The sequence below is a fragment of the Paenibacillus illinoisensis NBRC 15959 genome, from assembly GCF_004000925.1.
Taxonomy (GTDB): Bacteria; Bacillota; Bacilli; order Paenibacillales; family Paenibacillaceae; genus Paenibacillus; species Paenibacillus illinoisensis.
The window spans coordinates 41,736-56,053 of sequence record NZ_BIME01000012.1; the positions used below are offsets into that span (position 1 = coordinate 41,736).

The following is a 14,318-nucleotide window of genomic DNA, read 5'->3' on the forward strand; positions in this document are numbered from 1 at the left end:
TAAACTGTACTGCGTTTGAAGCGTTTCCGCTTTTAATCAGTTCTTGCGGTTACACAACTGGTTTGACGTCGCTCGCAAGATCAAGCCAGGCAATCTCGTCACCAGTCAGAGTCAGGCGTGAGCCTTCGTCACAGGATAACAGCTCATCGCGATTCTGAGCTCCGATCAATGCGCAGGTTGGGAAGGACTGATTCAATACATAAGCTAATGCAATCTGAATGGCCGTCGTATTCTTCGTTTCGGCCAATTCCCCGGCACGGCGCAGTCTTTCCCAATTGCCGTCACTGTAGAAGACACGAACCAGATCAGCATTGTCACGTACCTCAGGTGTGAAACGACCGGTGAAGAAGCCGCGTGCCTGCGAGGACCAGGACAGCAGCGGAAGCTGTGTCCGTTCATGCCATGCCAGCGTCTCTGCATCTGCTGATACACAGCCAGCCCAGAACGGCTCGTTCGCCTTGGCCAGGCTGAGATTCGGGCTGCTGAATGTGAAGCCCTTCAGACCATGTGCAGCCGCATACGTGTTGGCTTCCTCCAAACGCTGCCAAGTCCAGTTGGAGGCACCGATCGCACCAATTTTACCAGACTCAATGTGCTCATTCAGTGCTTCAAGAATGATGCCAACAGGAATGTTTGGATCGTCCCGGTGTAATGCATACAATTCGACATGATCAGTCTGCAGACGTTCCAGGCTGGTGAGCAGATCGCTGCGAATGGCGTCGGCATTGACACGGGGACCGTTCATATCATGGTGGGCACCCTTTGTCAGAATGACGACCTGATCGCGATTACCGCGCTCTTGCATGTAGCGTCCGAGCACTTCTTCACTCTGTCCGCCGCAATAGATGTGAGCCGTATCCACGGTATTTCCGCCAATTGCCAGAAAAGCATCCATGTTCGTTGCAGCTTTTTCGTAAGCATCATGCACAAAATAATCCGTACCTTTGATCAACCGGGAAATCGGTTTTCCTGCACCATTAATTGTAATGAATTCCATTGTACACACCATCCTCGCTTATAGTGTAATTCGTGTACGTTCCTCTGCAGAACGAAGGCAAGCTTCAAGTACTTTCATATTGGCCACCGCATCGGATGAAGCAAAACGCATATTTTTACCTTGAAGCACGGCACGTGCCATATCATCCCCCTGCAGGGAATAGTGGTTGACCTGAGGGACCTCAACTTCCCTGCGTTCACCGCCCGCTGTAACGTAGAAGTTCGAGCTGCGGTCCGGATTGCTGATAAATGCGGATGGAACCTCGATTATGCCATCCGATCCAAGCACCTCCAGCGTATTGCGGAATGCTGCCCACATGCTGCTGTCAAACGTGACGCCGACGTGATCATTGAATTCAAGTAATCCCGAGGCCATCATGTCGACATAGTCGTGTTCAGGGGAGAACATGCCAATGACCGTTACCGCTGATGGTTCCTGGCCAAGCAGCAGCCGTGCTGCACTGATGGAATAACAGCCAATATCATAAAGAGCACCGCCGCCCCATTCACGTTTGAACCGGACATTGCCTGCGGAACCGGAATTGTTGAACGAAAATGTACTATGAATACCGCGAATTTCCCCAATTTCACCGCTGGCAATGACATCTCTGATCTGGTCGTAACGGGGATGATGCCGATACATAAACGCTTCGGCGAGCAGTACTCCGGCATCATCACAGGCTTGCGCCATTTCGCGTGCCTCCTGCTCGGTTAATGCGAGTGGTTTCTCGCACAGAATATGTTTGCCCGCCTCAGCTGCGCGGATCGTCCACTCCCGGTGAAGATGGTTGGGAAGGGGAATATATACAGCGTCAATGGAGTCGTCCTCCAGCAGTGCTTCATAGCTGCCGTAAGCCTGGGGGATTCCAAGCTGATCAGCGGTTTGTTTCGCCTTTTCCTCGTCCCGGCTTGCGATCGCCGCCACTTCATTCAACTCCGATTGCTGCAAACCAGGAATGACAGAACCTTTGGCAATGCTAGCGCTACCAAGAATGCCCCAGCGTAATTTTCGATCTGAATTCATGAGTTGTTTCCTCCTGTGGATGAATGTATATTGTGATTATAAGGAATAGATCGATGAATGAAAATGATAATATATTGAGATCTATTAACACAATATTGCTTGCCAAGGAGAAATATTCATGATGAGACAGACTGTATTGCTAACCCTTCAGGATATTCCATATTTTTGTTATCCCGAGTCCGTTGGCCATTATGTGGATCACCCCGAGCATTCCGTATTGCGGGAGGCCGGTGCACTTAATAACTTCAATATTCACTATGTAGCTTCAGGTAAGGGGTATGTGGAAGTGGACGGGATTATCCATGAGCTTCGGGCGGGTCAGGCGGTACTCTATTTCCCGCAGCAGCGTCAGCATTATTACAGCAGTGAGGATGATCCGTGGGATGTGCGCTGGGTCCATTTTTATGGCGAACGTCTCCATGACTATATGATCGAACGGGGGCTGCACCGCAATCTGCTGTGGACCCTGCGGCAGCAGGCCCCTTGGGAAGAAGCGCATCTGGCCTTGCTTGACGAAGCTGAGCAGAACCGGATGCTGCGCCCGGCTCAGTTATCCACTCTGACGTATGCGGTCCTGGCCGAGTTCGTACAGCATGCAGTGCCACTAAAAAATACACGTACAAGCCAAGCAGAGAACCGCATTCTCGGATTGCTCCCGCAGATGCAGCAGGAGGCATGTCAGCCGTTTTTGCTTCAGGATTGGGCGGATCTGGCGGGTGTCAGCTCGTATTACTTTTGCAAATTGTTCAAGAGTGCTGTCGAGATGACTCCGATGGAATTCGTAACCCGTTCCCGGCTGCAGATGGCGAAGCAGTGGCTGCTCGAACGTCCAACAGCCAACATTGGACAGATTGCCGAGGAGGCGGGATACCCGAACGCCAGTTATTTCAACCGCCAGTTCATGGCGCACGAAGGCATGACACCTACGGAGTACCGAGGACTTTATCACAATTAATAACTACTATATATAGAGGTTCCAAGTAACCGCGAAATCGCAGATCCTCTGGGGTTTGACAGCAAGCTCAATCAAGTCTATTATGGATAAATTAAATCCGCATACAATGAGGTGCCCTCATGAAATATTCAAAAGCAACCAACTATGCCTTGCATACCATGCTTCACCTTGTGATTACAGAACCGGAGCAGCTGGTTAGTGTTCATCAACTGGCTGATTTGCAGAAAGTATCCCCAACCTATCTGTCCAAAATATTGACCAAGCTTGTTAAGGCGGGCATGATTGAATCGACTTCCGGAGCCAACGGTGGCTATCGTCTGAGTCGCAAAAATCCGGACCCTTCGTTTCTGGAGATTATTCACGCCATTGAAGGGCAGGCTTCCCTGTTCGAATGCTCTCAGAACCATAACGAGGGCTGTTTGATTCAGCAGGTCATGATTCATGCCGAGGAACAGATGGAGAACTATCTAAGCAATAAGAAAATGTCCGAGCTGGCTGCCGAAATGAAGGCGCATCAGAGGTGACTTTGGGGTGAAGAGCGAAGCAGCTTCTAGCTGAGTGCGGCTTACCATTTTACTTTTGTATATAGGTACGAATAGATCCAAAAGTCCGAGGAGAGGCATGGAGCAACATGCCTCTCCTCGGACTTTTTTCGTAGTGAAAGCCAAGCATGCAATATGCCGTTGTGCCTAATACAAGCGCAATGGTACAATAAGGAAGATTAATAGATACATATCTTTTAAACCTATTACATCTCTGGAGGGACAACAGATGAGCCAATCAACCATCACAGGACTGGAACAATTGCTTGCACTCGAAAATATCCGTAACACGAAGGCACGCTATTGCCGCTTTATTGATACGAAGCAGTGGGACGCACTGGGCGATGTGTTTGCTCCGGATGCAGTAGCTGATTTCAGTACGGAAGGTAACCCCATTCCGGTATTAACGGGCCGTGACACCATCGTGCAGGTATTCCGTGACCTGGTGGATGTTGCTGTAACCGTGCATCACGTACACAGCGCCGAGGTTGAATTTGTATCCGAGAACGAAGCCAAGGTTATTTCTCCGATGGAGGATTGGGTGACATTCCCCGAAGGCAATGAGAACAAATCCTTCCACGGATTTGGACACTACCATGAGACGTTTGTTCAGATCGACGGTCAATGGTATATCAAGCATACAAGCCTGAAGCGTTTGCGTTTGGATCTGTTTGAATAGTAATCATGGGAGATATAAAGTAAATCAGAATAGCAAAAAGCCCCAAGAACATGTTCCATGTCCTTGGGGCTTATTTTATATTGAGAATCCTAGCTTAACCTAGTCTGTCACTCCTTAAGAGCTTGGCTTAGGACGAAGCGGAAGAAGCTTTTTTGCGGGACTGCATGGACAGGTATACCCAAGAGAACATCACGGATGCCAGAGCAACCACGGTCATGCCCCAGAAAATATTCGTGTAGGCTGACGACAAGGACAGCTGCTGCATCGCAGTGAGAGCCACGCCGGTTACGGCAACACTGAATGCACCGCTGAAGAACTGGCTAAGTTGGAACAGGCCCATGCCTGCACCCACCTGATCCATGGTCAGGTTATTGGACAGTTCGTTGGAAACGCTCGTTGTGAGAGCGGAGAAACCTACACTCAGCAGGATATAAATGACCATAATGGCATAGATGCTGTTATCTGCAAACAGAGCGAACAATCCCGCGGCAGCGAGCAGCAGCCATGGTGCAAACCTAAGCAGCTGTGTATTGCCATGTCTGTCAATCATTCGGCCAATCCGGTTGGACAGCAGCATGGAGACAACTGCACCAGGGAAGATAACCAGTCCGGATTGGGCTGGTGTCAGGGCGTACAGATGGGCCAGAATTTGCGGCAAAAGAAACAGGGTCGCAAAGTTGTTAATGTAGGATACGATCCCTAGCGAGCTGAGCATCATATATTTTTTGTTTTTGAACAGGGCTGGCTGAACAAATGGATCAGCCGCACGGCGAATCCGTAACCAGAACAATAGAAGTGCTACGACACCCACGACAAGAGTGACCCACTCACGTGAAGTGAGGAACAGAAGAACGCCAGTTGTTCCGATCGCGAGAAGCAATGCACCCAGCAAGTCGAACGAACCCTTTTGCGGCATTTCACTTGGAAGCAGTTTGAAGAACACAGGGATCAGGAATAACGTTAACCCCGTAACGATAAAGAGATCATGCCATCCAAGAAATTGAGTAATGCTGCCGCCGATGACAGGACCAAGTCCAAGACCAAGGGAACTGGCAGACATAATCACAGCCATGGATTTACCCCGGCGGTCACTCGGAACGTAACGCGTGATGAGCACGATGGCAAGTCCCGGCACGGATGCGGCGCCTGCTGCCTGAATCAGGCGTGCACAGAGCAGGAGAATGAAGTGATTGCTGAAGAATCCCAGAACCGATGCTGCACCAAGTAAAGTGAGACCGGTTGTAAACAGCGTCCGAATCGGTACAAAGTCCGACAGGCGTGAAAAAGTAATCGACGATATGGCAAAAACGATGGAATAACCTGTTACAATCCACGAAGAAGCAACAGATGAGAGCTGGAATTCGGCTGCAATTTTGGGCAGGGCCAGGTTGAACATCATCGTATTCATGACGACGAGAACGACCGTGAAACCGAGCAAACTTACAATTAACCCTTCCTGTAATCCGGTCGTTCGTTCCCCGGATGATGCGGTAGCGGTGTTATTCATGAAAACCTCCTTGATCTAATGTGTAATTTCGCAACATTTCAGAAACGGTATGTAACATTTGCAAAATGAGATATACAGCGAATCCCGTGCCTGACAGCAGGGGAACCATTGACGAAATTAAAAATTAAAGTTCGATTGGTATCGAACATTAGAAATATATCATGGAATTGTGCTAAAATACAATGGATAGTCTGAAAAAAGGAGACTACATCATGAAAATTTTACATCATCCTCAATTGGAGGACATTGAACTTTCTTCCGTGTTGTATGCCTTAAGTGATCCGATCCGTCTTGGTATTGTTGCGGAAGCAGCCAAGAGTGGAGAGCAGCCCTGCAGTCATTTTAATGCACCTGTTGTGAAGTCCACGATGTCCCATCATATTCGCACGCTGCGGGAAGCTGGCGTCATTCGGGTGAGGGTGCAGGGTACCCAGCATTTTCTTACATTGAGGTTGGAAGATCTGGAAACACGATTCCCGGGCCTTATGCAGCCTTTGTTGCAGGCCGCTGCCCAGGCGTCCACCCGTCAGTCCTAAAACTTGTCCTTTCTTCAAGCTGAAGAGGGGGCATTTTTTTATGCCTACTTGGGGGAAGCCCCTTTAATACACCTACTTATTTCAGCCTGTACAAGAAAAAATATACAAATTTTAATTTTGGGGTAATCCGCAGCCCTCCATGTTCCGAATATTATAATAGATGGTCTTTTTTGGGTGATGGATATTGAAGGACAACAGGGGGCGGGAGTATGGTGCATAATCCGGAAACCATTCAGGAATGTATCGAAAAGGCACGGCAAAGACTCTACCAGATCGCAAATTCACATGCGGAATTAATGCATCCGGAGGTCATTCGTCAATCGATGATTCTGGATGAGTTAATTAATGAATATAACAAATCCATTCGTCTAAACGGAAAAACACCCCGAGACAAAAGCCCCGGGATGTGATGATGCGACAATAATTCGCGTTCGTTCTATTCTTTTACCGCCCCAAGCACAATCCCCTTGACGAAGAAACGCTGCAGGAACGGATACACGAGCAGGATCGGCAGCGCGCCAATGAAGATCTGAGCAGCATTGACCGTACGTTGAGACATGTTCTGAAGCTGCGTGGCATCCACATTCATGTTGGAGAAATCCTGCTGTACGATAATGGTCTGCATCAACGTAGCCAGCGGATATTTGGAAGCATCATTCATATAGATGAGCCCGTCAAACCAGGAGTTCCATTGGCCCACCATGGTGAATAGCGAGATCGTCGCAATCGCGGGCATGGACACCGGCAGATAGATCCGGAACAAGGTTGTAATATGGTTAGCCCCATCAATGAAAGCCGCCTCTTCCAGCTCTTTCGGAACATTACGGAAGAAGTTCATCATCAGAATCAGGTTCCAGACCGCAACTGCTCCTGGCAAAATCAGTGCCCACAGCGTGTTGATTAGCCCCAGCTTTTGAATCAAAATGTAAGACGGGATCAGCCCACCGCTGAACAGCATCGTGAAGATGAAAAACCAAGCATACATAGAGCGTCCTTTGAAATGAAGACTTTCTTTTGATAATGGATATGCCGTCAGAATGACCAGCACCATACTGAGCAGTGTTCCAAGAACGGTACGCTGAACCGAGATCCAGAGCGCACTGAGAAAGTTGCTGTTACCAAACGTTTTGGTATAGGCGTCTACGGTAAAATCAATCGGCCAGAGTGTGACCAGATTGGCGGAGGCTGCCGCCTTGCCGCTGAAAGAGACCGCCAGAATATGAACGAGCGGCAGCACACACAGCAGTGAAACGGCCGCAATGAAGAACAGGTTGAAGCCATTGAATATCCGGTATCCGGTCGTTTTGTGATACACCTTGATTCCCCCTTAATGCAGTATGCTAAACCCCTTAGAAAATGCGGTAATTGGCGATTTTGTAAGCCATCCGATAGGCGGTAATGACCAGGAACATCGCGACAAAAGACTTGAATAGTCCGACCGCTGTTGCGAAGCTCATTTTGCCATTCAGGATACCCATCCGGTACACAAACGTGTCGATAATGTCACCTTTCTCATACACGAGCGGGTTGTACAGATTGAAAATCTGGTCAAATCCTGCATTCAGAATATTGCCAAGGGACAGCGTTCCCACCACGATAATCATCGGCACCAGGGCAGGCAGCGTAATGTGCAGCGTCTGCTTGAGCCGTGTTGCCCCGTCCACCTCGGAAGCCTCATAGAGAGCCGGATTAATCCCCGCAAGCGCAGCCAGAAATACGATCGTGCCAAATCCGAATTCCTTCCATACATCACTGATGACAACCGTTACCCGAAACCAGTCACCATCTCCGAGAAAGAAAATTGGTTCAATCCCTGCAGCTGCCAGCACCTGATTCACTAGTCCACCCTCTGGGGACAGCATGTCGAGCAGAATACCGCCTAGTACAACCCAGGACAGGAAGTGGGGCAGGTACACGAGTGTCTGTGAGAACCGTTTGAAGGTGGAGTTTCGTACCTCATTCAGCAAAATGGCGAATACCACCGGGGCCACCAGGCCAGCCACAATTTTCATGGAAGCAATCAGCACGGTGTTCCAGATCACCTGTACACTGTCCGGATACTCGAACATGAACCGGAAGTTATCCCATCCCACCCATTTGGAGCCCGTGAATCCCAGCCACGGTTTGAAATCCTGAAAAGCAATAATAATGCCGCCCATGGGTACATAGGCGAACAGCAATGTGAGCAGTACAGCAGGCAGCAGCATCAGGTGCAGCGGCCATGTGCGTTTGAAGTTCCAGCGGGTACGTTTGCGTGGATTGCGTATCGCCTGCCGTACCGGTGTGTTGGTTGTTAATGGTTGTTCCATAGCCATCAGTGTCCCTCCTTATGTATCGTCCAGCCTCCGCATGGTGAGGCATTTCGGCCTCTTGCAAAAAGTGGAGCAACTGAATTATAGCAATGGAAAAGGGTGCGCTATAGACCAACATTTCAAGGCGAATGTTGATTTGTTAACCTGTTGAGGCCATCCACACTTTCAAAATCAATATAGATATGAAAGGGTTTTCAATATAAAATAGGACTTCGAACACGTTCGATTATATCTCGAGACAGGGTGAAACGATGAAATTCACAGTATTTGCAAAAACGGTCATTCTGCTGATCTGCCTGCTGGTGCCCATCTTGCTGCTCTATACCTATGCCAACCAGGCGAACGTGGACATGGTCGTGGACGAGAAACAGCAATCGAGCTTGAACCAATTCAATTATTTCAGCTCCCAGGTAGATAAAAATATTGAGCAGCTCTCGCTCTATGGGCTTACCCTTCTGAGGGACCCCAGCATACTGCATTACCGTTACATGACGGAAACGACCAGCCAGTATGAGAAGAACAGCATCTATCTCGACATTCTCGACAAATTATCGTTATACCAGTCCACCAGCCGCTGGAAAAACGACATAACAATCCTGCTTCCGCAGGCAGAACTGGTGTTATCCACCAAGGCAAGCCGAACCGTCTTCAATGAGAACATGCTGGAGTATCCCCAGCCTGGCCAGTGGCAATTGGATGAGGGAGGATTCACGTTTTTTTTCACGGACAATTACGAGTGGAATGCCAAGCCAGCGACGACAGGGGTTCGGACCGTGATGGAGATTAATTTTGATCCGATGAATATTGTTGCCATGCTGGACGACTTCAAGGAGGCGCAGGGAGGAGACCCTTTTCTGTACGTGCCAGGCAATGATCCCTTATTAAATCGCAGTGCTGACCCTGATCTGGTCCAGGCCATTATGGAAAATATGCCGTTGAACGGGCTCGACAGCGAGGGGAATCACCAGCTGGAGGCCGGTGGCAAGCAGTATCTGGTGAGTTATGTTCCTTCCAAACAGCTTCATGGCGTCTATGTGAATCCCGTTGTACTGGATGATCTGCTCACTCCAATGGATAAGAGCCGGAACATGTTTGTTACATCCATACTCCTCCTGCTGGCCTTAAGCATCGGGGCGGCATTATTGCTCTACCGCAAGGTACAGATTCCCATCTATCGCCTGATGCAGGGGCTGCAGCAGATTCGCAAAGGCCAGCTCTCGACCCGAATTCCGGTGGATCATTCACGCGATGAATTTGCTTACCTGACCCAGAGCTTCAATCATATGGCGGAACAAATTCAGGAATTGATCGAAAAGGTGTACGAGGAACGCATTCGTTCAAGAGAAGCTACACTCAAGCATTTGCAGTCACAGATCAATCCGCACTTCCTGTACAACTGCCTGTTCTATATTAAAAATATGACCCAGCTCGGTCATTCGGAAGCCGTTATTGCGATGTCGCTGAGTCTGGGGGATTACTACCGGTACATCACCCGGGATGAGAATGACATGACAACGGTAGAGGAGGAAATTCGTCTGCTGGATAATTATCTATCCATACAGCAGATGCGGACCAATCGTTTATCCTACGAAATTGCTGTACCGCAGGAGCTGATGCAGCAGCAGATTCCAAGGCTGCTCATTCAGCCGATAGTGGAGAATGCTGTTATTCATGGCATTGAACCAAGCGAAGGCAGTGGCCATATCGTGGTGACCGGAATGTCGGCCAAAGAGCAAATCCAAGGGAAATCCTTCAACCGCTACAGTTTGTTCGTGGATAACGATGGGGTTACGTTGACATCCGAAGAGATTGAAGAGTTGGAACGGGAAGTGAACGAGCCGATGGGTGAGGAGATCGGTACCGGCACCTGGAACGTGCACCAGCGTCTGGTTACACGATATGGGCATTCATCCGGGCTTCATTTTGCAGCGATTCCTTACGGGGGACTTAGTGTGGAAATACGATGGTTTGAGGAGGAGGAACAATCTCATGATGAATCTAATGGTCGTGGATGACGAACACTCAGCGGTGGAATCCATCGCTTCCTCTATCGCATGGAGGGAATATGGCATCGGTCAGGTATATAAGGCATATTCGGTCAAGGAAGCGTTGCAGCAGATGGCTGCCCATCAAGTTCATATCATCATTACAGATATCCGTATGCCGGGCCTGTCGGGACTGGATCTCGTGAGTCATATTCGGCAAAAGTGGGAGCAGACCAAATGCATTATTTTATCGGGTCATGCCTCTTTTGATTACGCAAAACAAGCCCTTAAACATGGAACGGTAAGTTATCTGCTTAAGCCGGTGCGCGATGAAGAATTGATCGAAGCTGTGCAGCAGGCCTCCGTGCAGATCCGGTTGGAAGGAGAGAAACAGCAGCTGCATCAGCGTGCCATGTATTCAGTAAGGGAGCATTTGCCGGAGAAAAGGGCCGAGTTAATGAAGGATGTGCTGCTCGGGCGCAAGTTTGCCGAAGATGAGCTCGTGAGCAAGCTGAAACAATTGGAGATCGGCTTCCTGCCCCAGGATAAAATGCAGCTGCTGCTGATCCGTTATGATGACCCACAGCCAACGCACAAGGCATTTCGATTAATGAAATACGCCATATCCAATGTGGTGGAAGAAATCTTCAGCAGCAGCTACCATCTCTGCCATACCGATGATGCGTATGATGACCTGGTGTTCATGGCCAGTCCGAAACAGGCACAGTCTGAACCGGAACTGCTGATGGGACGTCTGGGCGATCGATTGATACACAGTGTGAAGCAGTATTTGAATGCAACAATCTCGCTATCGGTCAGCAAAACAGGCCGTTTTCCGCAGCAGGTACCGCAGCTATATCACCAGGCTGTAAGTGCCTTGCGGAAGCAGAGTGAAGCAGGGAAAGGATTGCATCTGAATGCAGCAACCAGCTCGCACGGAGCCTCCTTGAAATCACTTACTGCGCTCTATGAACCACCTGGTCTGACAACGCTGCTGGAAGCCGGGAGAATGGAGGATGCACATCGCAAGATCGATCAGATCTTTGCCGAGCTATCAGGCAGTGTATTTCCGGAGCATGTCTACGTTGCCTTTCATTATCTGGCGGCCGCTTTCTCTTATATGGCTCACCGGGAAGGCAAACAGTTATCCGATGTGCTTGGAGAACAATATCAGCAGCTGCTGAAGGATGGTTATGGTGTATCGCTGCGGAGCCTGGAGGCATGGACCCGGAACGTCATGCAGCAATGGACAGAGCGTACCCAAGACTCGGGTCAAGAGAGCGGGTCCACCTTGATTCGGCAGGTACAGCACTGGATTGACCATCATCTGGGAGAAGATCTGTCCCTGCAGGTCATTGCGGGAGAGGTGCATCTGCATCCGGTGTATTTGTCCAAAATGTACAAGCAGTCCACTGGCGAAGGCATCAGTGATTACATTATTCGCTCCAGAATGGAACGTGCCGTGCACCTGCTGAAGCATACCGGGATGAAGATCTATGAAGTCGGCCAGGAAGTGGGCTATAACAATACCCCTTACTTCATTCAAGTGTTTCGCAAGCATTATGGCCTGACACCACAGGATTTTCGGAACGGTTAACAAATCAATATGAACATTGAAATTGTGATATATGTTTGCCTCCCCGGCTGCACTATCCTTTTCATGTAAGGTGCATGAAGCATGGATGGATGATGCGAGATGCACAAAGGGTATCCAAAGTTACCTGAGGAGGGGTTAGTTCATGTATAAAAAGATGATGACGGCAGTGCTTGCATTAACCATGGTTGCTGTAACAGCATGCAGTTCGGGGGCCAAAGAGGAGCCTGCGAAGGAAGCGGCTGCGCCGCTTGCGATGCAGAACGGGAAGTACGAACCAGCGGTTCAGATGAGCTACTTGCGGGCTTGGAACGATGACACGAAGTTTAAGAACGGGGAAACGGCACAGAGCAATGTGCATACCAAATGGGCCAAGGAGCGTCTCGGCATAGAGCTGACCACACCATGGGCTGTGTCCGTGACTAATGACGCCTTTTATACGAAGCTCCGCCTGTCTCTGTCTGCCAACGAGGAGCTGCCGGATATCGTCTCCATCCGTGGGGACTACAACCTGGTGCGTGAATTGATTGAGTCCGGCAAGTTTGCTGATGCGGGTGCACTGTTTGATAAATATGCATCTGACACGTGGAAACAGGCATCCGAATCGGCACCGGAGGAATGGTATCCTTACATGTATGAGGGCCAGCGTTATGGCATTCCGATCTTCGACTATGCCGATCCGGTGATGTTTATCCGGGAAGACTGGCTGAAGAAGCTGGGACTGGAAGAACCGAAAACGATCGATGAGCTGGTTGCGGTCATGGATGCATTTACGAATCAGGACCCGGATGGTAATGGCAAGAAGGATACGTATGGTTTGACCGTCGGCATGAAGAATGCGCTGAATACATGGATGACGGAATCCGGCTGGATCTTCGGCATGTATAACACGATGCCAGGACAATGGAACGAGGCTGAAGACGGAACACTGCAATACGGCTCGGTGCAGCCCGGAGTGAAGGAAGGTCTTGCTACAATGAAAGACTGGCTCTCCAAAGGTTATCTGCCCAAGGAAGCTGGCGTATATGATGAGATCAAGGCAGCTGAACTGTTTACGGCAGGCAAGGCCGGGATCATCGTGGGTCCGCACTGGATGCCTAACTGGCCAATTGATGACGTGAAGAAAAATGTGGACGGTGCCACCTATAAAGCCATCGCTCTGCCAACCGGCCCGACGGGTGAGAGTCATCATCATGGTTCCGGGGCCAGCAACGGGGTTGTGTTGATCAACAAGGATATGGCTAACCCGGAAGTGTTCTTCACCTATCAGAATTATCTGTTCGATAACTTTGCCAATCCGGAGGTGGGCAGCGAGTTCGAGCATGGGTTTGCCCAAGGATATGATTATGACATCGTGGACGGCAAAGTCGTGGGCGAAGCTGAAGTGAAAGATGGCGTATCGCCGCTGAAATACACGATTACCTATGACGGGGCGCGGATTCCGAACCTGATGATGGATACGCTCGCAGAACTCGCGACAGGCAAGGAGCCTGAAACACCTTTTGAGAAAAATACGAGCATTGCCAACAAACCGGAAGTATTTGCTGCAGCTCAAGTTGTCGTTGCACATAAGGATGATGCGATTAAGAACAAGTTCACAGGTGCGCCAACCGATACAATGAAGATGAAGAAGGATGCGCTCGACAAGCTGGAGAAGGATACGTTCAGCAAAATCATCTATGGGCAGGTTGGCATTGAGGAATTCGATGCGTTTGTAACGAAGTGGAAGTCGATGGGTGGCGACGATATTACCGCCGAAGTAAACGAATGGTTTAAGACCGTGAATTAATACGGTAAACGGTTTACGGTATGAATTGAACTGTCAAATTGACATGAGAACGGAGAGGACAGAAAAGACCTGGAGAAGCGAAGCGGTTGCCTTTATCACCGGATTTCTTCCTCTATTCATCGGATCAAAGGAATCTGGGGATAACAGCAATCGGAAGGTTTTCTGTACTCGCAGTGGCTGATATGTACAATCTATTTCAACTATAAGGTTGGAGTCGTACTAAAGTATTAAAAGAAGAGTGAGGGTTTCGTGAATACACCGGATTTAGGCGGAAAGTCGCCTGACTCCGGTGTTTTTTTGGTATGAGGACAGGATGCAAAGACAGGTGCAGAAGGAGAGATCATCTATTTTCTTAGCCAACAACCGTGCATAAGTCTTATTGTTCCAGGTGTGCATGAG

Annotated in this window: 13 protein-coding genes; 8 read left to right on the forward strand and 5 right to left on the reverse strand. The window is 49.4% G+C overall.

All coding sequences use genetic code 11. The features are described from left to right. Window positions 1-49: 49 nt before the first annotated feature. Window positions 50-997, reverse strand: coding sequence for an aldo/keto reductase (locus PIL01S_RS23885; RefSeq protein WP_095361701.1), 948 nt, complete (start codon window positions 995-997; stop codon window positions 50-52). 18 nt (window positions 998-1,015) lie between these two features. Beyond that, window positions 1,016-2,020 (reverse strand): Gfo/Idh/MocA family protein, encoded by a 1,005-nt coding sequence (locus tag PIL01S_RS23890; protein ID WP_127539722.1) that lies wholly within the window; start codon window positions 2,018-2,020, stop codon window positions 1,016-1,018. 118 nt (window positions 2,021-2,138) lie between these two features. On the opposite strand from PIL01S_RS23890, the gene PIL01S_RS23895 reads away from it, so the two are divergent. From PIL01S_RS23895 to PIL01S_RS23905, 3 genes are all read left to right on the forward strand, one after another. After that, complete coding sequence (locus PIL01S_RS23895; RefSeq protein WP_127539723.1) at window positions 2,139-2,975, forward strand: AraC family transcriptional regulator; 837 nt, start codon at window positions 2,139-2,141, stop codon at window positions 2,973-2,975. A 119-nt stretch (window positions 2,976-3,094) separates the two neighbouring features. Further along, a complete protein-coding gene (locus tag PIL01S_RS23900; RefSeq protein WP_127539726.1) occupies window positions 3,095-3,499 on the forward strand; it encodes an Rrf2 family transcriptional regulator in 405 nt (134 codons plus the stop codon). Window positions 3,500-3,746: 247 nt separating this feature from the next. After that, on the forward strand, window positions 3,747-4,196 hold the full coding sequence (locus PIL01S_RS23905) for a nuclear transport factor 2 family protein (RefSeq protein WP_127539728.1): 450 nt from the start codon (window positions 3,747-3,749) through the stop codon (window positions 4,194-4,196). A gap of 127 nt (window positions 4,197-4,323) precedes the next feature. Here the strand turns inward: PIL01S_RS23905 and PIL01S_RS23910 are convergent, their stop codons facing one another. Continuing rightward, a complete protein-coding gene (locus PIL01S_RS23910; protein WP_127539730.1) occupies window positions 4,324-5,703 on the reverse strand; it encodes an MFS transporter in 1,380 nt (459 codons plus the stop codon). 212 nt (window positions 5,704-5,915) lie between these two features. Between PIL01S_RS23910 and PIL01S_RS23915 the strand changes: the two genes are divergently transcribed. Together PIL01S_RS23915 and PIL01S_RS23920 are read left to right on the forward strand one after the other, a co-directional pair. Further along, window positions 5,916-6,239 (forward strand): ArsR/SmtB family transcription factor, encoded by a 324-nt coding sequence (locus PIL01S_RS23915; RefSeq protein WP_127539732.1) that lies wholly within the window; start codon window positions 5,916-5,918, stop codon window positions 6,237-6,239. 209 nt (window positions 6,240-6,448) lie between these two features. Continuing rightward, on the forward strand, window positions 6,449-6,649 hold the full coding sequence (locus PIL01S_RS23920; protein ID WP_127539734.1) for an aspartyl-phosphate phosphatase Spo0E family protein: 201 nt from the start codon (window positions 6,449-6,451) through the stop codon (window positions 6,647-6,649). Window positions 6,650-6,675: 26 nt separating this feature from the next. Here the strand turns inward: PIL01S_RS23920 and PIL01S_RS23925 are convergent, their stop codons facing one another. Continuing rightward, window positions 6,676-7,554, reverse strand: coding sequence for a carbohydrate ABC transporter permease (locus PIL01S_RS23925; RefSeq protein WP_095292286.1), 879 nt, complete (start codon window positions 7,552-7,554; stop codon window positions 6,676-6,678). Window positions 7,555-7,588: 34 nt separating this feature from the next. After that, a complete protein-coding gene (locus PIL01S_RS23930; protein ID WP_095361708.1) occupies window positions 7,589-8,554 on the reverse strand; it encodes an ABC transporter permease in 966 nt (321 codons plus the stop codon). 248 nt (window positions 8,555-8,802) lie between these two features. Between PIL01S_RS23930 and PIL01S_RS23935 the strand changes: the two genes are divergently transcribed. The 3 genes from PIL01S_RS23935 (at window position 8,803) to PIL01S_RS23945 (ending at window position 13,919) form a co-directional block, all read left to right on the forward strand. Continuing rightward, a complete protein-coding gene (locus PIL01S_RS23935) occupies window positions 8,803-10,566 on the forward strand; it encodes a sensor histidine kinase (protein ID WP_127539736.1) in 1,764 nt (587 codons plus the stop codon). Further along, window positions 10,541-12,133, forward strand: coding sequence for a response regulator transcription factor (locus PIL01S_RS23940; RefSeq protein ID WP_164764333.1), 1,593 nt, complete (start codon window positions 10,541-10,543; stop codon window positions 12,131-12,133). The genes PIL01S_RS23935 and PIL01S_RS23940 overlap by 26 nt, the downstream gene beginning before the upstream one ends. Window positions 12,134-12,275: 142 nt before the next feature. After that, the gene (locus PIL01S_RS23945; protein ID WP_127539740.1) at window positions 12,276-13,919 is read left to right on the forward strand and encodes an extracellular solute-binding protein; all 1,644 of its coding nucleotides are present in this window, start codon (window positions 12,276-12,278) and stop codon (window positions 13,917-13,919) included. Window positions 13,920-14,318 lie beyond the last annotated feature (399 nt).